The organism is Pedobacter sp. GR22-10 (genome assembly GCF_026239715.1).
In the GTDB taxonomy this organism is placed as follows: Bacteria; Bacteroidota; Bacteroidia; order Sphingobacteriales; family Sphingobacteriaceae; genus Pedobacter.
Window position 1 is genome coordinate 618,374 of record NZ_JAPIVR010000003.1, and the last position, 22,082, is coordinate 640,455.

Here is a 22,082-nt window from a genome sequence, read left to right on the forward strand (position 1 = left end):
AATTATAGATCAAAAGTTTTAAGAGAATGAATCACGGGTTAATGATGAATTTTGTACTTAAAAGCCAAACATCACAGCAGCTTTATCCATCCATACCAGTTCTGTTTTTTAAGATAGTTTATATCTGATTCATAATGGTAGGCTTCCTTTTCAAAAACAATGCTTAAATAGGCCTTACGGTGCTCCTGATACCGAATGAAATTAATTAAATAATTAACCAGGTATAAAATATAGAAAGGTAAAATCAATAATTCCAGCTGTTGCCGGAGGTGGATTTTTTCATGGTTAATGATATCCTGGTCCTGTTTAAGCCTTTCATTTTTGAGCAGTATAAACGGGAAAATAGCCATGCCTGCCGCGGGTAAGTTTTTTACAATCAAAATGGGTGCTTTCACAGTTTCTCGATTGTTATTTTTGGTAACTCCGGCAATTGTAAGGCTTTGGGATTCAGGCGGTAACTCCTGTAGGCATTTTTGATGAATATATTAAAGGAATAATCATCGGCATCCAGTACAAACTGGTACGTAGGCCTGTATTGCTGCATGAAATCAATCAGTTCTGTATCTTTTATGCCCAATACCTGCTGCACTAAGTTAGGGTTAAAACGATAGCTGATTAAATCTTCATGATAATCCTTTTCCAGTATCTTCTGAAGATGACGGGCATTTCTACCCTGTTTACTCAATAAATTATAAATGGCATCAATACCTAAGCCAACACCTCCGGTTCCCAGATTAATCAGATCTTTGCTGCTGCCTTTTTTGGTTTGATAACGGTATTCCTGAACCGATTTTTCGTAAAGCTGTTGTGGAGTTAACCTTTTTTGCTGAATAACCACATCCCTTAACCTGATGCCCAAAGATTTCAATTGAAAATAGGCTGTCGGCTGACCGTGAAAAACCAATGTATCTACACCATATCCTGAAAGAGCGGCTACAAGTGTATCGCCGGGAATGGCTGCGGTACTAAACTCCCCTTTTGTATTATTATACAGCCCATCACCGGTGCGGAGGTTATAGATATAAACTTTTGCCAAACGCTGTTTGCTTTCTTTATCAATAACGAGGCCCTGCACAGGTTTGGTTTGTGCATGAGTAAGCATCGAAAAGAAGCTGAGTACTAAAAATATTAAGGCAGCAAAAAGTTTCATGAGTTACAAAACTACAAATATCCTGTGCGGAATGTTCTGGCTTAACATTATTTAACCTTAAGCACCTGGCCAAGTCTGATACTGTCAGTGGTTATTTCATTAAGCATTTTCAATTCATCCACAGTCAGGTTAAATCTTTTTGCAATATTATATAAAGTATCACCTTTAACCACCGTATAAGTGCCGTCTGCTATGATGGGTTTGGCGCCTGGCGGCGGGGTTTCAACCGGAGCAAACTTTTCTTTTTCTTTTGGGATGTTCTGATTGATTTCAGTAAAAACACGATCCTCCCTGGCAATTTTTTGTTTTTCGCTTTCCGGCTGATCGTATTGATACAACTGGTATTTTTCAATCACGCCGATTAATAAATCAGGATATTTTGGATTGGTGGCATAACCGGCCGTTTTTAAACCCTGGGCCCAGCTTTTATAATCATTTCTATCCAGCTGAAATAAAAAACTGTAACGCTTCCGCTTCAAAAATTCAGAGTGATCCCTGAACGATTCGCGGGCATCTTTATATACCCGGAAGCAATCGTTTTTTTGGTCGTCATCACGGAAATAGTTTTTTCCTTTCCATTCCGAAGTGCATTTAATTCCAAAGTGATTATTGGCATATTTGGCTAAATCACTGTTTCCGCTGCCCGATTCCAGGATGCCCTGCGCCAGGGTTATACTTGCAGGGATTCCGTTAGCAGTCATTTCCTCTACGGCAACAGCTTTAAATTCGTCTATATAACTTAAGGTATTATAGCTTTTATAAGTATTGTTATTGGCTTTGTTTGCCGCCTTTTCAATCTGTTTATTGTTTTTGGAATATTTACGTGTTCCGCAAGAACTTAAAATCAATACGGCAAAAGCAATATATACGAAGTTGAATTTCATGGTAATGATCAGGGATTAATTGATTTGGGCAATGCTATCTCGGGGGGATTATAACTTAATTTTTTGTCCTGGCTTTAGCTTAATACTTTTCAGGCCGTTTTTTTTCATAATGGCTTTAACCGTTGTATGTTTCTTTTTGGCAATCAGATTTAAATTGTCACCAGCTTTTACAATATATCTTCTTGAAGATACATGCCTTTTTTTGTGGTGGTAAAGGGGTTTGGCATGAACAGGTTCAATATAATCTGCAGGGCGGTCATCATACTGATAAAGCTCATATTTTTTAACTAGGTTAATGACTTGACTTGCCCAGGTGCGGCTTTGTGCATAACCAGATCTTTGAATGCCCCTGGCCCAGCCTCTATAATCATATTGATCGTATTTGTCGAACAGGCTATTAAATGGTGCACGTGTTTCCATGATTTCTACAAAGTGATTGTAAGAATCCTCGTCACTTGCATAATCCCGGTAGGCCGAATGAATTTCGGCATTGTTGTTAGGGCCTTTAACCCCAAAATGATTGTTCAGGTGTTGCGCTACCCTGCTGTTTCCCGCTGCCGATTCATGAATAGCCACCGCCAGAATAATACTGGCCGGTATTTTATGGTCATGCATGAGTTCTTGTGCACATTCTACATGTTCGGAAATATACTCATCTGTATCTTGTGCTTTAATAATAATTACACTAAAAAGTAGGAGGCAAAATGTAAATATGATTTTCATGTTCTTCTGGTTAATCAGTTAACTGATATTTTGTGTAGTTAACCCGTTTTAAACAATTATATAGTTAATCCAGCTTTCTGATGACAAACAAGCCATCTCGTACGGGTAAAATTAATTTCTCCACGCGTTTGTCTGCAGCTATTTTGTCATTAAAGTCTGTAATGTTTTTCGTATCCTTATCCTGCTTATCCTGAAGTACTTTGCCGCTCCATAATACGTTATCCACAATGATAATCCCCCCCGGACGAACCTGGTCAAATATTAAATCATAATAAGTACCGTTATTTTTCTTGTCGGCATCTATAAATACAATGTCAAAGGTTTCGTCTAAATCAGTTACTGTTTTAGTGGCATCACCCAGGATATATTTAATCTGTTTATCATATGGCGATTGGGCGAAATGCTGCCGTACCATATCCTCCAGTTCAACATTAATATCCAAAGTATAAAGAATCCCATCTTTGGTTAAGCCTTCTGCGAGGCATAAGGTCGCATAGCCCGTAAAGGTGCCGATTTCCAGGATGCACTTTGGTGCCATCATTTTACTCAGCATACTCAACACCCTGCCCTGGTAGTGTCCGGAAAGCATGCGTGGCATTAAAACCTTAAGGTTTGTTTCACGGTCTATTTGTTGCAGCAATTGGCTTTCAGGCTCGCAATAATGAATTAAAAGATCTTGTAAATCGTCGTTTATGAGGCTCATGTATTCGGTTATAAACGGTTGGTTTCCATAAAATATTGTAAAATGATGGTCGCGGCAATGGTATCTACGCGATCTTTATCCCTCCTGTCCATTTTTTTTAAGCCACTTTGCATAATGGCCTGATGTGCCATTTTTGAAGTAAAACGTTCATCAACCCAATGCTGCGGAATAGTAGGAAAAGCTTTTTTGAGCAATGTAGCGAAACCCTTAACATGTTGTTTGGAATCTGAGTCCGTTCCATTCATTTGTTTTGGATCTCCAAGAACAAAAGCTTCTACCGGCTCTGCCACCAGGTATTTTTTAAGGTATTCAATCGCATCTTTTGGATGTACCGTATCCAAGCCGGTTGCAATAATCTGCAGCGGATCGGTAACAGCAATACCGATGCGTTTTGTTCCGTAATCAAAAGCCAGAATCCGGGCCATAAACTAGTTTTTACAGATGGCGGTTTGCATTGCGCATAAAGGCCATGTTAAAATTAAAAATCCAAAGGTAAGGTTTTTGAAATAATCACTAAACTTTGCATTTGATGTGTCTTTTTAATTTCAAAAAAGGGATGGTGAAACAAGTTCGTCATGACAAATGTGTGATTCTCGTATCTATTTCTTATTTTGCCACCAAATGCAGTTTAAAGAAATTATTGGTCAGGAAAGAATAAAGCAACAGTTGGTACAAACGGTTAGGGAAAACCGGGTGAGCCATGCGCAGTTATTTTTATCGCCTGCAGGCGCTGGTGCCGTAGCGCTGGCTGTGGCCTATGCCCAATATATCAACTGCCATCATAAAAATGAACAGGACAGCTGCGGAGATTGTTCGAGTTGCAGAAAATATGAACGTCTCATTCACCCTGACTTACATTTCTCTTATCCTTTTTTCGCTTCAGCCAATACAAAAGTGGCTGTAGATGTGCTGGATGAGTGGCGGAATATGTTTCTGCATGATCCTTATTTCGATATGGATATCTGGCGCTCTAAACTGGATGCTGCGAACAAGCAAGCCAATATCCCCATTGCAGAATGCCATGATATCATCAAAAAACTGAGCTATAAAGCTTTCGAAGCCGAAACAAAGGTTTTAATTATGTGGCTGCCCGAATACCTGGATAAAGCAGGAAATGCCTTACTTAAATTAATTGAGGAGCCGCCTGCAAATACCCTCTTTATATTAATAGCACAAAGCCAGGATCAGATTTTGACCACTATTCTTTCCAGAACACAGATTGTCAAAATCCCGAAATTGAGTAATGAGGAGGTTTCAGGCTATCTGTTAGAAAACAGCGGTTTAACTGAACATCAGGCCATTGATTATGCCTTTTTAGCCGATGGAAATTTAATTGAGGCAAAAGCCCTGGCTGCAGATACTCAAAATGACAGTTCAGGTACCTTTACGGCCTGGTTAAGAATGGGCTTTGGCAATAAGGTTCCTGATTTAATTGATTTTACCGATGTGGCAGCAAAATGGGGAAGAGAGAACCAAAAGAATTTTTTAAGATATGGCGTGAATTATTTACGTGAATGCTGTCTGATCATCAGTGGAGCAGAAGAACTGGTGAAATTACCCCCGCTTACATTGGATACGGCAAAAAAACTAAGTACACATGTACTCAGTTTACCTATGGCAGAAGCCATCATCAGTGAATTGGAAAAGGCGCATTATCACATTGAAAGGAATGCAAACCCAAAAATTCTCTTTTTAGATGTATCTTTACAACTGGTAAAAATTATCAAGTTTAAAACGCTCCCTGCGGGGACTCAATATATATACAATTAGTTATGGGATGTGGAAGTTGTTCAACAGGTGGTGGTTGCACCCCTAATGGATGCAAGAGTAATGGCTCATGCGGTACCGGTGGATGCCAGACAATGGAAGTGCACGATTGGCTGTCCAATTTGGATATGCCCTCCAATTATAAACCTTTTCAGGTTACAGAAGTAAAATTTAAGGGCTCTCGTAAAGAATTTTTCTTAAACCATGATAACATCTACCTCGAAATTGGGGAGCTGGTTGCTGTTGAAGGACCAACGGGTGGTTTTGATGTGGGGCATGTTTCCCTTACGGGTGAACTGGTTCGCGTTCAAATGAAGCGTAGAAAGACGCCGATGGATCAGGTGGTAAAAAAGATTTACCGCAAAGCTACCGAAGCTGATGTAGAAAAATGGAATGCAGCGAAAGAAATGGAATGGGAAACCATGCATAAGGCTCGCAAACTTGCGTTAGACCTGCGTTTATCGATGAAAATCAGTGATGTGGATTATCAGGCAGATAAAACGAAAGCCACTTTCTTTTACACCGCCGACGGACGTGTGGATTTTCGGGAGCTGATTAAGAAAATGGCCGAAAGTTTCCGTATCCGCATTGAAATGCGCCAGATTGGAATGCGCCAGGAAGCTGGTCGTTTAGGTGGAATTGGCTCCTGCGGGCGTGAATTATGTTGCTCTACCTGGCTCACCAATTTCAAAACGGTTTCAACGGCTGCAGCCCGTTATCAGAACTTATCTTTAAATACCCTGAAACTCGCCGGCCAGTGCGGAAAGTTAAAATGCTGCCTGAATTATGAGCTGGATACTTATTTGGATGCGTTAAAGGATATTCCTGACCGTATTGAAAACTTAGATACCGAAGCAGGTTATGCACGTCATCAAAAGACGGATATTTTTAAGAAGATCATGTGGTTTAGTTACCAGGGTGATGAAAACTGGATTCCGGTTAAAGCAGCCCGCGTAAAAGAAATCATGGCCATGAACAAGGCAGGGAAAAAGGCACCTAATTTAAAAGAAGAAGCCGTTCAGATGGCTGCTCCTGTTGTGGTAGAGAAATCCTTTGACTACGAAAATGTTGTTGGGCAGGATAGCCTTACCCGGTTGGATGAACGTTCAAAAGGTAAAAATAACCAGAACCGCAATCAGAAAAACAAAGGAAACAGCAACCAGAACAGAAGAGAAAGGATTCCTGCCGGGGATAAAAGCCCACAGGCCAATGCTAAACCTCATCAAGGAAATCCGAAACCACAGGCAAATAACAGACCTCAGCAAAACGGGCCTAAAGTACAGCAAAATGCAGGTATTAAGCCACAGCAAGCTGTTCAGAAACCCCAGCATGTTAACGGACCAAAGCCACAGGGCAACAATCCTAAACCACCAAAGCCAGTTGTAAAGGCCGAGGGAGAATCTATTGTGGATGGTACAAAACCAGAGCAAAGCAAAAATAAAAACAGGAACAACCGCCGGAAAAACAATAACCGCAGAAAAGATAATGGTTCAGAAAATAAACCTGCTGCTGAATAAAAAACAAGCTTATTTACTTGTTTTCCTGCTTGGTGCATCCCTTTTTCTGGGTTGTACTTCCAGTATTATCGATTCGAATGTTAAAGTTCCGGAAAGAAAGTGGACCTATAGAAACCATATTGTTAATGCCTTCGAAATAAAGGACAATGCCAAGCCTTATAATATCTATTTTAAGCTGAGACACACTGCTGATTACAAATATTCAAATATTTTTATTCTGGCTCATTTCAACACCGGAAAAAAGGTCATTACCAGGCGTTATCAATATAAACTAGCCAAAAATGACGGGGAATGGCTGGGGAGTGGGTCAGGAAATATCTTCAGCTATACACTTCCGATGCAAACCAATTTCCATTTTCCGACAAATGGAAAGTTTAGTATTGAAATTGAGCAGAACATGCGGGATAATCCCTTGTTGGAAGTAGTAGATTTGGGCATTTTAGTGGAAGAAAGCCAAAACTAAGCGAGGGCATAATCAGGTTCGTTTCTTCACGAACTTGATCAGATCATTATTTATTTTACAAAAGCTGCAATAAGCTTTCAAGTTTCATACCCCTCGAGCCTTTTAGTAATACCAGGCTGTTTTTAATTTGCTTTTCCTGAAGATATGTGGCGGCTTCTGCAGGAGTTTGAAAAAAGGTAGCGGTAATTTCATTTTTAAAGGCATAAAAATCCTGCCCAATTAATATAATTTCGTCAATTCCACTTTCTGAAGCTTGTGTGGCAATAATTTCATGCTGTTTTGCCGACTCTGGCCCTAATTCAAACATGTCGCCTAAAATTGCGATTTTATGATCAGCAGTTAGGGCTGAGAGGTTACCCAGTGCCGCAGACATGCTGCTTGGATTGGCATTATAAAAATCGCAAATCACCTTATTTTTTTCTGTTTTAGTAAGTTGGGAACGGTTGTTTTTAGGTTGATAACCTGCTAAACCTGTGTTGATTTGATCAGGACTCATATCAAAGAAGTCGCCGATGCAGATTGCTGCCAGGATATTTTCGAAATTGTAGCTTCCGGTTAAATTTGTTTTAACAGTTGAAGCGACGTCATGATTGGTCCAATCGATTTCAATGAAAGGGTCACTGCTTTTTAAGCTTCCCTTAATGGTATTTCCATTTTCAGTACCGTAGTAAATGAGTTTGTTTAGGCCGGCTTTTGCACTCATTTCCATCAGGTAAGCATTGTCACGGTTGATAAAAGTATAGCCGTTATGCACTTTAAGATAAGCATAAAGTTCTGCCTTGCCTTTTTTAACACCTTCAAATCCGCCAAAGCCATCTAAATGGGCCATGCCCACATTGGTAATGATGCCATGCGTAGGTTGGGTAATGGTACAAAGCAATTCTATTTCTTTCTGATGATTGGCGCCCATTTCAATCACCGCAATTTCCACATCCTTTGTAATGGATAAGATAGAAAGCGGTACGCCAATATGATTATTCAGGTTACCGAAGGTGGCAAAAGTTTTGTATTGTTCTGATAGTACCGCATTAATCAGCTCCTTGCTGGTTGTTTTGCCATTGCTGCCGGTTAAACCAATTACGGGGATGTTTATTTGCTGCCGGTGATAGCGGGCCAGGTCCTGAAGTGCGGTAAGTACATCATCCACTAATAAACATTGGTCAGATGCAAATTTTTCTTCATCAATCACTGCATAAGCCGCACCTTTTTCAATCGCCTGGGTTGCAAATTCATTTGCGTTAAAGTTATCGCCTTTTAATGCAAAAAAGATGCAACCTGCAGTAATGTTTCTGGTATCTGTAGAAATATTGGGGTTTTTCTGGTAATGGCTGTATAACTTTTCAGTGGTAATCATGATTTTCATAAAAATTTACTGTAAAATTAAGCTTTCATCGCAACAAATAACAAATTAGTATATTAGATAAATTTATCTCCTCTATGAAGAAAGGCCTTATCCTCTTATTTTTTACTATAGCTTCCGTCTTTGTTGTTAAGGCCCAGGTAAAGTCGCCGGATGAATTTTTGGGTTATGAGCTGGGGTCACATTTTACCCCGCACTATAAAGTAGCCGAATACTTCAGGCAAACTGCAATTGCAGCACCTAAAAACGTAAAGCTGATTAATTACGGCAAAACCAATGAAGGCAGGCCTTTAATGGTTGCGGTAATTTCTTCTGCAGATAATATAGCCCGGATAGATGAGATCCAAAAAAATAATTTAAAGCTGGCATCTGGCGCAGCCAATAGTATTAATTTAAGCAGCCAGCCTGTAATTACCTGGCTGAGTTATAATGTGCATGGCAATGAGGCTAATTCTACCGAAACAGCAATGAGAATGCTTTATGCCCTGGCATCCGGCACCAATCAACAGGCTGCAAGCTGGCTGAAAAATACGGTAGTCGTGATTGACCCCTGCTTAAATCCGGATGGAAGGGATCGGTATGTAAATTATTTTAACAGTGTAGTTGGTAAGACACCTAATTCAGACCCTACGGCAAGGGAGCATATTGAGCCCTGGCCAGGAGGACGCTCCAATCATTATTATTTTGATTTAAACCGGGATTGGGCCTGGCAGACACAGGTTGAAAGTCAGCAGAGGCTGGCCTTGTATAATGAATGGTTGCCGCAGGTACATGTAGATTTTCATGAACAGGGCTATAATGAGCCTTATTACTTTGCTCCGGCAGCAGAACCGGTGCATCAGGACATCACACCCTGGCAAAAAAGTTTTCAGGTCATTGTAGGAAAGAACAATGCTAAATATTTTGATGAGCAGGGCTGGCCATATTTTACAAAAGAACGGTTCGACTTGTTATACCCTTCTTATGGTGACACTTATCCGCTATATAATGGCTCCATCGGAATGACCTATGAGCAGGGAGGGATCAGGGCTGGTTTATCTGTTGTTACCAATGATGGTGATACACTAACTTTAAAAGATAGGATTGCGCATCATTTTACCACCGGCATGTCTACCATAGAAGTTGCTTCTCAAAATCATAACAGGTTATTGGAAGAATATAAAAAATACTTTCAGCATGAAATAACCAGCATCCCGGGGGTGTATAAAACCTTTGTCATTAAGGCCAGTAATTTATCTCGTCAAATGAAATTGGCTGAATTATTAAAAAAGAATAAAATTGAGTTTGCTTACGGGGGTGAAAAATCAGGAAAAGGATACGATTATGATACGCAGAAAGAAGAAAATTTTACGGTAAGCAGGAATGATTTAATTGTAAACCTGCAGCAGCAACGATCAGTGCTGGCTAATGTTTTACTGGAACCACAGACGCTGGTGACGGATTCCAATACTTATGATATTACTGCCTGGGCTTTGCCATATGTTTATGCTTTAAAAGGCTATGCAAGTAAGGAAAACTTTAAGGGAAAATATCCTGATCCGGCCCTTGCTGAAGAGGTGGCAAATGATATAGAAAAACCTCTGGCCTGGTTGTTTACCTGGGGAGCAGCAGAAGATGCGCAGCTTTTAAATGGTTTGCAGAAGGAAAATATTAAAGTCCGCCAGGCCGACCAACCTTTTACCGTTTCAGGAAAGGAATATCCTGCCGGGACATTAATCGTATTCCGGACAGAAAATGAAAGATCTGTGAAAGATTTAAGGGCAAAAATTGTACAGGTTGCCAGACAACTTAATAAGCCTGTGATGGGCATTACCAGTGGATTTGTAGAGAAAGGAAAAGATTTTGGATCGAACGTCTATCCTATCCTGAAGCAACCAAAAGTAGCTATTGTTTCAGGAAATGAAGTCTCTTCACTGGCTTTTGGTGAGGTTTGGTTTTACCTGGAACATGATCTCAATCTTGCTGCATGCATTATAACCGCTAAAGATATCAACAATTTAGATATCAATAAAGTGAATACCCTGATCCTGCCTGATGGTAGTTACAGTGCTTTTATTGGAGACGGCTTAACTTCCTGGTTGAATAAGGGGGGTAAACTGATTTTGATGGAAGATGCAATTGAAAGTGTATTGGATAAAAAAGGATTTGAGATTAAAAAGAAAGAAGTAATGGCTAAAAAAGATGAAAAGCCAGCACCAAATAAACTGCTTTTTAAGGATAAGGACAAAGATGATTACGAATTTGCAATTCCAGGTGCCATCTATAAGGTGAACTTTGATCCTACCCATCCTTTTGCATATGGCTTGGGGAAAACCTATTATACCTTAAAAACCGATCGAAAAATATACGAACCATTTGCAGAAGGCTGGAATGTTGGCCTGTTAAATGATAAAAGCTTAATGGCCGGGGTAGTGGGTAAAAAAGTGCGGGAGGAGTTAAAATCAGGATTGCTGATCGGTGTACAGAATTTTGGACGGGGAACAGTGGTTTATCTGGCTAATGATCCTTTATTCAGAAATTTTTGGGAAAGCGGAAAAACGCTTTTTAGTAATGTGGTATTTTGCAGATACTAACTGGTTTTACCCTGCCTTTACAGTTTAAAAACAGTCTTTTCTGATAATTTTATAAATTTAAATTCGTTCAGGCTTTATTTTTATGGTGCCTAAGTGTAAATTGTACAATATGTCCTGCTGATTTTGGTTTTTTTTGGACCACAAAGAAAATTTATTCTGCTTACAATAGATTTTTTAGATAAAAATCTAGTGTATTTTAAGGTTTAATTGCTTTTTTATTGGAGTGTTTTTGCAGTAAGTAAAACGTTTAAGTAACTTTTTTGATTTATAAGTTATTGTTTATCAGTGTGTTGTTTGGGTTGTTGTTGTTGTTTTAACAATGTTAAAAAATGTTAAAATAAATTTTCTTTAGTGATTTTCAATTCTTAGATTAGAAAAATCATTAATCATTAACTAACCTATTATTAAATTATGAAAAAACTTCTACAAAGTTTGTTCATTCTTATGTTTTTTGCTGTAACAGCAATTGCTCAAGATCGAACAATCAGTGGTACAGTTACTTCCACGGATGACAAATTACCTATTCCAGGAGTAAGTGTTAAAATTCCCGGTGCCTCGGGTGGTGCTGTAACTGGTGCAGACGGAAAATTTGCTTTAAGAGTGCCAGCATCTGCTACATCATTAATATTTAGCTCGATCGGTTTTACTACTCAGACAAAAACAATTGGTTCGGCAACTACAATTAATGTTTCTCTTATAGCTGACGCTACTTCATTATCTGAAGTTGTGGTAACTGCCTTAGGAGAGAAAAGAGAAGCAAGGGCTTTAGGATACGCTGCAACTGAAATAAAGGGTGAAAAATTAACTATTGCAAAAAATACTGATATCAGCACAGCTTTAGCAGGTAAGGTTGCTGGTGTTCAGTTAAATGGTTCTCCAAGCTCATCATTTGATAATGCTTCCATTATTGTTCGTGGAATTAATGGTTTTACTGTAGGGCAGCCATTATTTGTGGTTGATGGAACTCCTGCAGATCAGGCGAATGTCAACATGGACAACATTGAAAGTATTACTGTCCTTAAAGGTGCTGCTGCAACTGCCCTATATGGTCAACGTGCTTATAATGGTGTAGTAATTATCACTAGTAAAAAAGGGAGTAGAAAAGCAGGAACATCAATTGAGATAAATTCAGGTGTTGCTATCGAAAAAACATCTTTATTGCCTGATTACCAGAATGAATATGCTGGGGGTTATACGGGTCAATTTGAAAAATTTGTTTATAACCCTGCAATTCATCCAGCTTCTTGGGCAGCTTTTAATGGTCAAAATATGCTGGATTATGGCGCAGATGCGAGTTTCGGTCCAAAAATCGATGGCTCTTTGTACCGTCCTTATTACAGCTGGTATCCTGGAGAAGACTTTGGCAAGTTAGTCCCTTTAACTGCCCAGCCTAATAACATTAAAGATTATTTAAGAACTGGCGGTAGTTACAATAACAGTATTGCATTTACAACTGGTGGAGAAGGTTATAATCTTCGTGTGGGTTACACAAACCAAACGAGATCTCTTGTACAAGAAAATGCAAACCGTTCTATGAACATATTAAATGTTAACGGATCGTTTGATGTTAGTAAAAGATTAACTGTTTCTACAGATATTCAATTTGCAAAGGAAAATAGAATTGGTCAGCCATATGAGACTTATCGTAACGATGGATTAAATGTTGTACAAGGTTTTAATCAATGGTTCCAGCGTCAGTTGGATATGAACTATCTAAGAGATCATCAGATTTTAGCTGATGGTACGGTAACATCATGGAACATTGGTAATCCAAATGGAACAGGTGACCTTAAATCCATTACTACTCCTCAATACTGGGATAATCCTTTTTGGGTGGTTAATCATAATTATAGAACACAAAGAAATAACCGATTGGTTGGTAACTTGGGATTAAAATATGATCTAGGTAGTGGTTTAGCGTTAGCAGGTTTCTTAAGAGGAAACATTAACAATGAATCTGGGGACGAGCGTATGGCTACAGGTGGCTTACAACAGGATTATTTTAAGACAAAAAACTGGACAGATACTGAATTCAACTATGAGTTAAATTTGACTTATAATAAAACGTTTGGTGACTTTACGTTAAATGCATTAGCTGCAGGTAATATTCGTCATGAAAAAAGAGAAAGAATAGATATGTCAACAGCAGGGGGCTTAAGTTTTCCTAACTATTTCAATATTGCAGCTTCCTTAGCAAGACCAACTACCATTAACGACTATTATGAAAAAGAAGTAAGAAGTGTTTTCGGTAAAGCATCATTGGCATATAAAAACTTTCTTTATTTAGACATTACAGCTAGAAATGATTGGTCATCAGTTTTCGCTCCAGATTTGAATTCTTATTTTTACCCTTCAATATCTACGTCATTTGTATTCTCAGAGTTTTTGCCTGCTGGCGTTAAAAATGCCCTTTCATTTGGAAAGTTAAGATTCGCATATGCTCAGGTAGGTTCTGATGTAGATCCTTATAGAGTTAATCTTCAATATAATACTTCACCTGCTTATGGAACCAATCCATCTTTAGCTATTGGCAATGAATTTAGAGATGGCAGAATAATTCCTGCAAAAACCAATTCATTTGAAATTGGAACAGAGATGAAATTCTTAAAAAATAGAATTGGTTTGGACTTTGCTTATTATGTGAACAAAAATAAAAACCAAATTTTAGCAGTGACATTAAATGGTGCAACAGGTTACACAACTAACTTAATTAATGCAGGTGATTTAACGAATAAAGGTTTCGAGTTTAGTTTAACAGGAACACCTGTTCAATCTAAAAACGTAAGTTGGGATCTAACTGTAAACTTTAGTAAGTCAAAAACCATTGTAAATAAAATTACTGATAATCAAACAAATGTAATTTATCAAACCAGTACATTTTTTGGAAATACATTGAACCTTCGTGAAGGTGAAGAATGGGGCTATATTTTAGGACGTACCTGGAACCGTGATGCAAACGGGAATGTTATCATCGCTGCAAGTGGCTTACCAACTTCTACAACGAATCAATTTGTAGGATATGCCCGTCCGAAATTCAATGGTGGTGCATATTCATCATTAAGAGTTTTTGATTTTGATTTAGGCTTCTCTTTAGATTTTCAAAAGGGCGGATTATTTAATTCAACAACTCGGGCATTTAATATGGGTAGTGGTCTATCGCAGGAAACAGTGGGTTTAAATGATAAAGGTATTGATTGGAGACTACCAGTTGCACAAGGGGGTGGTTATAAGTTTGCCGGTGTATTGGCGAATGGGCAACCTAATAACAGATATGTAAGTGCAAGCACAGCATTTTATGATGGTATGCAAACAGGTTCGGGAGAGCTTTTCATGATTAGCGCATCATATTTAAAATTAAGAGAAGTAAGATTGGGTTATAATTTGCCTAGTAAAGTTTTGGCTAGAACAGGTTTCCTTAAATCTGCAAACTTAGGTTTTGTAGTTGGAAACGCATGGTTAATTGCAGCTCCTGGTAAAAAATATGGTGTTGATCCATCGGAAATTGAGAATTTCTGGCAAGAAGGCGGTCAATTGCCATCATCGCGTACATTTGGTCTGAATTTAAGAGTTGGACTTTAATTTTTATAAACATGAAAAATATTAAAAAATATATACTGCTTGTAGTTGGCTTTGGCATGTTAGCCACAGGCTGTAAAAAGTTTGGAGATTTTGGTGATACTAATGTCGATCAAACTAAGGTTTCTAAGGCTGCAACTAAGGCATTATTAACCTATGCAATGCAAAAAACTCAGGCTAGAGGAGATCAGTCGACTACTCAGCCCTCGGCTAATACTGCAGCTGTTACAACATTGTCATCTAGCGGAGCAATCTTTGCTCAGCATCTTTCCGAAGGGCCTTATTTAACTGTTTCTCCTTTTAATGATGCCGGAAGTACATTAAATCCAAGCTATTATACTTTTTATTCAGAGATTTTAAAAAATCTTAATCAAGTTATCACTTTTGCAACTGCAGGGGCTCCAGAAGCCGATCCAGCTTCAAATGGATCTTTAAAGAACCAAATTGCAGTAGCTCGAATTATGAAAGCGTATGTATTTTGGAAAATTACTGATAGATGGGGTGATATTCCGTATGCTGAAGCATTGAACAGTGCAAATATTACACCTAAGTTCTCTAAGCAGGAAGATATTTATAAAGATTTATTCAAGGAGCTTAAAGAAGCTGTTGCACAAATGGATGGTGGCGCAGGTCCAACAGGTGATATAATGTTTAATGGTAATATGGATACTTGGAAGAAATTTGCCGCAACACAGCGTCTTTTGATGGCATTGCGACTTTCGAAGGTTTATCCTAATACAGGAGAATTTGCAGCTACAGAATTTGTATCTGCAATCGCGGCCACACCAATTACGGCGAGTGAGAATTTAACTTACCAATTTGATGGAGGTGATCCAAACAATTATAATCCTTGGTATAACAATTATAGCATATCGAATCGTAATGATTTTGCGATTAGTAAAACTTTGGTTGATCAAATGAAAAATAATGGAACAGGTACAGATCCAAGACTTCCTGTATATGGTGAGGTTTTAGCTGGAAATCAAGTTATAGGATTGCAATTTGGTGTTCAGGTACAGGTAAATATTCCAAATGCTTACAGTCGTATAGGTTCGACTTTACGTGCTGCTGGATCACCAGCTTATATCTTCACCGGCGCACAAGTTCAATTTGCATTGGCTGAAGGTGCTAAAAGAGGATGGACCGCTGGAGGCGACGCAACTGCTGCAACATATTATAACGCAGGTATAGATGCCTCTTTAACTCAATATGGTGTAGCTGATCCTACATTTAAAACGGCTACAGGCATTGTTTACAATCCTACAACTGCATTACAGCAAATAGCAACCCAAAGATGGGTGGCTTTATATTTAGATGGGTGGGAAGCATGGACAGAATTCAGAAGAACTGGTTTCCCGGCACTGGTTCCAGGTCCTAATTCGCAAAATGGCACAAATCTTCCGAGAAGAGTTGGTTATCCAACTGCCGATCAGACGACCAATAGAGCTAATTATAATGCTGCATTGGCACAACAAGGATGGTCAAATAACAGTATCAATAATAGGATGTGGTGGGATAAGCTATAATTAGAATATTTTTATTAAATTTAAAGGAGCTTTATATAAAGCTCCTTTTTTATTTATTCATGATATGAAACTAATTTATAAGTCAGCAATCATTTTATATCTGTTAATATTGACTAGTGATGTTTATAGCCAGGAATTTTTTAGATTAAAAGAATCTATGGGGATGCCACTCCGATCCCGAGTGTATAATGATATTAAAGGTACGCCATATTTTGTAGATAACTGGAGTAAAGGAATAATTAAACAAGCTAATGGTCAGATTTTCAACGACATTGAGCTTAAATATGATCAGCTAGAAGATGAGGTAATATATAAAGATATTAATGGAAAAGAACTTGGGTTTGCTGTGCCGGTTATAGAGTTTAGAATTGACTACAGTTTTAATGGTTTAAAAAAATCCTCCTTATTTAGAAACGGTTTTGAGCCTTTTAAAGGTTCAACAGAGAAAAGTTATTATGAAATTCTTTATGATGGTACCTTTAAATTGGCGAAGAAAAATGTTAAGCATATCGAACAATATAGAGAATATAATTCTGCTGTTACCACAAAATCAATTATTGAAAGAATAAAATATTACTACTTTGCTAAGAATACTCTTGTCGAATTTAAACGAGATAATAAATCTATTCAACAAGCATTTGGAGAGAAAGCCCCTCTAATTTTAGCTTATATTAAAGAAAATGATTTGGATTTAAAAAAAGATGTTGACTTAATTCATATTTTCAATTTCTATAATAGTTTATTATAGCTTGACGAAAATTATAAGTTCTGATCATATTTAATCGGATGTATCTAATCAAATTTATGTATCTTTTCATCATTCTTATTCATGGCGAGAGAGTGTAAAATAAGATTTTAGTATAATTAACTTATGCTTAAAACTATATCAGATGATATAGTGCAATGTGCTTCGCATTTGCAAACATGTATATAAATGTGTTCTAAATCTAACTTTCAACTCTTTTTTCGGAATCCTTTATTAGCTTTATGGCTTAAGTGATACTTTGTATTAGTGGGCTAGAATATTGCATTATGTCTTTCTTTTCAGCAATTAGTTTTCTTAATTTGAAAGATTAATAGAGTTCGTTTAAATCAAAATTTGTTTTTTCAACAACGTACTATTGTCAATAATTTGTCATTTATTCCTGGCTGTTGTTAAATAATGTTAAATACTATTTCAACAACATTAGATTTGCTCCCTTAAAAATTAAATATCTACTAACACAAATTTCATGAAAAAACTTCTACAAAGTTTGTTTGTCCTCATGTTTATTGCATTTACAGCAATGGCTCAGGATAGAACAATTACTGGTACGGTAACTTCACAGGATGACAAATTACCAATTCCTGGAGTAACGGTAAAAGTAAAAGGCACTCAATCAGGTACAGTAACTGATTCAAATGGAAAGTATTCTGTAAGCGTACCTTCTGGATCTACTACGTTAGAATTTACCTACATCGGTTATGTAATTAAAGATCAGGCAATTTCTGCAAGTAATATATTAAATGTTGCTTTGGTAACTGATTCTAAAACATTAACAGATGTTGTTGTTGTTGGTTATGGCCAGCAAAGTAAGGCGTTAACTACCCAATCTACAGCTACTGTGAACTCGAATTCATTTAAAAATATGCCTATTCAAACACCTCAACAAGCACTACAAGGGCAGGCTGCAGGTGTAAATATGGTTAACTCATCAGGAGTTTTAGGTTCTGAAGCACAGATTACAATTAGGGGTGGTTCATCATTAAGTGCAGGTGGAAGACCTTTATATGTGGTTGATGGTGTGCCATTAAATTCTAACGGTGCTGATTATACCCAAACACAAGGTGCATCTTCAGGATTGAATCCTTTGCTTAATATTAGCCCAAATGATATCGAAAGTATGACAGTATTAAAGGATGCTTCTGCTGTTGCCATTTATGGATCACGAGGTTCTAATGGTGTGATATTGATTACCACTAAAAGAGGTGCTTCTGGCAAAACAAGAATCAATGCGGATTATCAAAATGGCTTCTCTTCCCCAACATCTCTTGAAAAAATGATGAATGCTGATCAATTCAGGCAGTTCAGATCAGATTATATCAGAGCGAATAATGGAACGGTTCCAACATACCCAACTACTAGCTATGATTGGTTAGATGCTGTTGTTAAAACAGGAAAAATTAATACCGCAAATATCAGTGCGGCTGGAGGTGATGAAAAAACCCAGTTTTTTATTGGCGGTACCTATGGTGATGAAAGTAGTTATACACTTGGAAACGATTTGAAACGATTATCCGGCAGACTGAACCTAACTCATAAATTATCTGATAAGATTAACTTCGGCTTAAACTATAGCCTTTCACGTGTAGATATGAATCGTATCGGTGCAGAAAATAGTACATCTGCTCCATTAACAGCCGCATATTTACAAATCCCATACGTCACACCATATGGTCCGGATGGGCAGTTTCAAAGTACAGGTTTTGTTGGTAATGTAGTAGCTATGGAAGCAACTGGAATTAACAAAAACTTCTCAAACAGGAGCGTTGGTAATGCATTTGCAGAATGGCAAATTATTGATGGCCTAAAATTTAAAACTGATTTTGGTATCGATAATTATAGTATTGATGAGAAATACAGAGATGCTGATGTAATCACTCCAGGAGGTTATGGATATAGAACACATAATACAGATGAAAAATGGCTTACTACAAATACTTTGAATTATAACAAAACATTTGGCGGAAAGCATACTGTTGGAGCGTTATTAGGTTATAGTTTTGAAACAGCTACTTTAACACAAATTTTAGTAGAAGGTTCAGGATTTGCAAGTGATGCACTACCAAATATTGGTTCGGCATCTACACCAATCACTGCATCAGAATTAGTTTATGACTGGGCATTAGAGTCGCAATTTGCCCGTTTAAATTATGATTATGATAAAAAATATTTATTAGAGGGTTCATTCAGAAGAGATGGTTCATCAAGATTTGGTCCAAATAAGAAATACGGTAATTTTTATGCTGTTTCAGGAGGTTGGTTAATTTCAAACGAAGCTTTCTTCAACAAAGACAATAAAATTGTTCAAAATTTAAAATTAACGACAAGTTATGGTACCGCTGGTAATGATAACATTGGATTTAACAGATATGCTGGTACATTTGCCGGTGGATCAAATTATAATGGTGAAGCTGGTTTGACTCCGAATATTGTAAGAAATCCTGACTTAAGTTGGGAAGAAACTGCACAATTCGATATTGGTTTATCTGCCAGATTCTTCAACGCAATAAGCTTACAAGTAAATTATTATAATAAGAATACAACAGGTTTACTATTGGATGTTCCTCTTCCTTATACAACTGGGTATGATGTAAGAAGTCAAAATGTTGGTGAATTAAGAAATAGGGGTTTTGAGTTTTCGATTAATTCTGATAATATCAGTACTCGTGATTTTACATGGAAAACTTCATTCAATATCGCATTTAATAAAAATAAAGTATTGTCGCTTCCGCAAAATCCAGATGAGGACGGACGTAATTTCGTACAAGGTAACAGTGTTCAACGTGCAATCACCGGTTATTCGAAAAATTCATTTTATTTAATCCGTTATAATGGTATTAATCCGCAAACGGGTAATGCAGAATGGTTGAAGAAAGATGGTACTGTAACCACAACTCCAACTTCCGCTGATCGCGTAATCGTTGGAAAGGGAGATCCGGATTTTCAAGGTGGTATAACCAATACATTTACCTATAAGAATTTCGATTTATCCGCATTTTTCAACTTTACATATGGAAATGACGTATATCTTGATGGTCTTACTTTTACTGATAACTTCAGTTCGGCTTCTTACAACAAAAGCATCAAAATGTTAGATTATTGGAAACAACCAGGTGATAATGCTTTTGCACCTGCGTTAAACAGCCCAACAAGAACTACCTATGCACAAGCTTCTACAGCTCAATTGAGGGATGGTTCATATCTTCGTTTAAAGAACTTAACATTTGGTTACAATCTTCCAAAAGAGTTTTTACAAAGGACTAAGATATTTTCAAGTGCCAGAGTTTATTTCCTTGCACAAAATATCTGGACAATTAAAAACAAAGAGTTTAGAGGTGATCCAGAAATTTCGGCAAATGGTGCATCAAATTCTATAGTTGGTCAAAGCTTCTTCGCATTGCCACAGGCTAAATCATTTACCTTTGGTGTAAATATTGGACTTTAATAATTAGAGAAATGAAATTAAGATATTATATATTAACCTCGGCCATCGTGTTATCGATGTTTGGCTGTGAAAAAGAATTGGTAAAGGAGCCTCAGCAAGATTTAACAGATGAGGCTGTTTTTGAAAGTCCTACTACCGCACTTGGTGCTGTTAGAGGTATTTATAGTACTGCTCAAACCTTTGACTTTTATGGTGGTTTGCCACAAGTAATAGGAGATTATATGGGCAATAATGTAGATTTTGTGGGTACATTTCCAACATTACAAGAATTAAATAATTTTTCAGGAGTATCTACTAATAGCAATGTATCAGGTATTTGGCAGTTACATTACCAGGTAATTACAAGAGCAAATAAAGTGATTGCCCGGATTAATGATGTACCGGGTCTAGGTGCAGAAGAGAAAGCACAGTATACAGCAGAAGCTAAGTTTTTACGTGCACTGTCATATTTCCAGGTGTGTAATCTGTTTGCTCAACCTTATCAAGTGAGTTCAGGCTCAAACCTTGCGGTGCCACTTGTACTTGCAGATTTTACAGGAACAATAGAGTATCCTTCTAGAAGTACCCTTAATCAAATACATGCACAGATTATTTCTGATCTGAATGATGCTGCTGCAGTGCTTCCGGTACAATATGGTGATGCAAAGCAAACTCGCGGCCGTGCTACTAAAGGTGCTGCATATGCACTATTGTCAAGACTGTATTTATACAGGGAGGAGTGGGCAAAAGCTGAAACGGCTGCAAGAAATACTTTAAGTCAAGGCATATATGATTTAGCAGCTGACTATAGCTTTTATAGCGGAAATACCAATGAAGATGTTTTCACTATTCAGAATAGTGCAATTGATAATGGTAGGACTGGTAATGGTGGCTGGGCAGCATACTATAACCCTGCTGCTTTAGGTGGACGTGGTGATGCGCCATTTTCTGATGATCTCGTTAGTGCCTTTACATCTGAAGCAAATGATAAACGATATGCAGCTAAAGTTACTGGTACAGCAACTGATGGATTACCTCACCTATTTACAACTAAATTCCCAGATGCTGTAAATAATTCTGATAATTCCCCGGTAATCCGTACTACTGAAGTATATTTAAATCTGGCTGAAGCACTAGCGCATGAAAACGCAACGCCAAGTGCTGAAGCCATTACTATTCTAAATACAAGAATTAGAGCTAGAGCTGGTCTCGCTCCTAAAGCAGCTAACAGTCAACAGGCACTAATAGACGCGTTATTAATTGAACGTCGGAAAGAATTGGCATTTGAAGGCCACAGTAGAATGGATTTGCTTAGAAACAGGCTTCCGTTAAGAAATGGAAACCCTGCTGCTGCTTTTGGCGGTGCTAAAACCATATTGCCAATTCCTCAGAGGGAAATTGATAATAACCCTGGTTTACAAGGACAACAAAATAGCGGATACTAACTATAAGAATTATCTTTTATTAAACACCAACTTTCAATAGAGAGTTGGTGTTTTTTTATGGAATTAACTATGATAACTAATTTTTTAGTCTTTATTATACTACAACTCACATGCTTGTTGTAATGTCACGTGAAGGTCAAATACGCTTTGGTTTGTATGCTAAATCATTTTAAGCTTTTAAAAAGATTGTATTGTATTTATATAAGTT

16 protein-coding genes are annotated in these 22,082 nt (G+C 37.7%); 9 read left to right on the forward strand and 7 right to left on the reverse strand.

What is annotated here, in order from left to right; translation table 11 throughout:
* Positions 1-71 precede the first annotated feature (71 nt).
* The 6 genes from OQX64_RS15425 to ruvX form a co-directional block, all read right to left on the reverse strand.
* The gene (locus tag OQX64_RS15425) at positions 72-395 is read right to left on the reverse strand and encodes a hypothetical protein (protein WP_253249003.1); all 324 of its coding nucleotides are present in this window, start codon (positions 393-395) and stop codon (positions 72-74) included.
* Positions 392-1,150 (reverse strand): hypothetical protein, encoded by a 759-nt coding sequence (locus OQX64_RS15430; RefSeq protein ID WP_265819417.1) that lies wholly within the window; start codon positions 1,148-1,150, stop codon positions 392-394. The genes OQX64_RS15425 and OQX64_RS15430 overlap by 4 nt, the downstream gene beginning before the upstream one ends.
* A 47-nt stretch (positions 1,151-1,197) precedes the next feature.
* Positions 1,198-2,034, reverse strand: a complete 837-nt coding sequence (locus OQX64_RS15435; protein ID WP_088301219.1) for a glucosaminidase domain-containing protein — start codon at positions 2,032-2,034, stop codon at positions 1,198-1,200.
* A gap of 48 nt (positions 2,035-2,082) precedes the next feature.
* A complete protein-coding gene (locus OQX64_RS15440) occupies positions 2,083-2,757 on the reverse strand; it encodes a glucosaminidase domain-containing protein (RefSeq protein ID WP_265819418.1) in 675 nt (224 codons plus the stop codon).
* A gap of 64 nt (positions 2,758-2,821) precedes the next feature.
* Positions 2,822-3,460 (reverse strand): O-methyltransferase, encoded by a 639-nt coding sequence (locus tag OQX64_RS15445; RefSeq protein ID WP_265819419.1) that lies wholly within the window; start codon positions 3,458-3,460, stop codon positions 2,822-2,824.
* Between the two features lie 8 nt (positions 3,461-3,468).
* Positions 3,469-3,885 (reverse strand): Holliday junction resolvase RuvX, encoded by a 417-nt coding sequence (gene ruvX / locus OQX64_RS15450; RefSeq protein ID WP_088301216.1) that lies wholly within the window; start codon positions 3,883-3,885, stop codon positions 3,469-3,471.
* A 196-nt stretch (positions 3,886-4,081) separates the two neighbouring features.
* Between ruvX and OQX64_RS15455 the strand changes: the two genes are divergently transcribed.
* From OQX64_RS15455 to OQX64_RS15465, 3 genes are read left to right on the forward strand one after another with little or no spacing between them, the layout of a single operon-like run.
* The gene (locus tag OQX64_RS15455; protein WP_088301215.1) at positions 4,082-5,230 is read left to right on the forward strand and encodes an ATP-binding protein; all 1,149 of its coding nucleotides are present in this window, start codon (positions 4,082-4,084) and stop codon (positions 5,228-5,230) included.
* A 2-nt stretch (positions 5,231-5,232) separates the two neighbouring features.
* Entirely contained in the window at positions 5,233-6,744 is a 1,512-nt protein-coding gene (gene ricT / locus OQX64_RS15460) for a regulatory iron-sulfur-containing complex subunit RicT (protein WP_265819420.1), read from the forward strand.
* A complete protein-coding gene (locus OQX64_RS15465) occupies positions 6,713-7,207 on the forward strand; it encodes a gliding motility lipoprotein GldH (protein WP_088301213.1) in 495 nt (164 codons plus the stop codon). Before ricT ends, OQX64_RS15465 begins: the two co-directional genes overlap by 32 nt.
* Before the next feature lie 55 nt (positions 7,208-7,262).
* Here the strand turns inward: OQX64_RS15465 and OQX64_RS15470 are convergent, their stop codons facing one another.
* Positions 7,263-8,561 carry a UDP-N-acetylmuramoyl-tripeptide--D-alanyl-D-alanine ligase gene (locus OQX64_RS15470; RefSeq protein WP_265819631.1) on the reverse strand — a complete coding sequence of 433 codons (1,299 nt, stop codon included), beginning with the start codon at positions 8,559-8,561 and terminating at the stop codon, positions 7,263-7,265.
* 83 nt (positions 8,562-8,644) lie between these two features.
* Here OQX64_RS15470 and OQX64_RS15475 point away from each other — a divergent pair, with 83 nt between their 5' ends.
* From OQX64_RS15475 to OQX64_RS15500, 6 genes are all read left to right on the forward strand, one after another.
* Positions 8,645-11,140, forward strand: a complete 2,496-nt coding sequence (locus OQX64_RS15475; RefSeq protein ID WP_265819421.1) for a M14 metallopeptidase family protein — start codon at positions 8,645-8,647, stop codon at positions 11,138-11,140.
* A 411-nt stretch (positions 11,141-11,551) separates the two neighbouring features.
* Positions 11,552-14,719 (forward strand): SusC/RagA family TonB-linked outer membrane protein, encoded by a 3,168-nt coding sequence (locus tag OQX64_RS15480; RefSeq protein WP_265819422.1) that lies wholly within the window; start codon positions 11,552-11,554, stop codon positions 14,717-14,719.
* Positions 14,720-14,730: 11 nt separating this feature from the next.
* The gene (locus OQX64_RS15485) at positions 14,731-16,242 is read left to right on the forward strand and encodes a SusD/RagB family nutrient-binding outer membrane lipoprotein (RefSeq protein WP_265819423.1); all 1,512 of its coding nucleotides are present in this window, start codon (positions 14,731-14,733) and stop codon (positions 16,240-16,242) included.
* Between the two features lie 64 nt (positions 16,243-16,306).
* Complete coding sequence (locus OQX64_RS15490) at positions 16,307-16,990, forward strand: hypothetical protein (RefSeq protein ID WP_265819424.1); 684 nt, start codon at positions 16,307-16,309, stop codon at positions 16,988-16,990.
* 484 nt (positions 16,991-17,474) lie between these two features.
* The gene (locus OQX64_RS15495; protein WP_265819425.1) at positions 17,475-20,450 is read left to right on the forward strand and encodes a SusC/RagA family TonB-linked outer membrane protein; all 2,976 of its coding nucleotides are present in this window, start codon (positions 17,475-17,477) and stop codon (positions 20,448-20,450) included.
* Between the two features lie 11 nt (positions 20,451-20,461).
* The gene (locus OQX64_RS15500; RefSeq protein ID WP_265819426.1) at positions 20,462-21,874 is read left to right on the forward strand and encodes a RagB/SusD family nutrient uptake outer membrane protein; all 1,413 of its coding nucleotides are present in this window, start codon (positions 20,462-20,464) and stop codon (positions 21,872-21,874) included.
* Positions 21,875-22,082 lie beyond the last annotated feature (208 nt).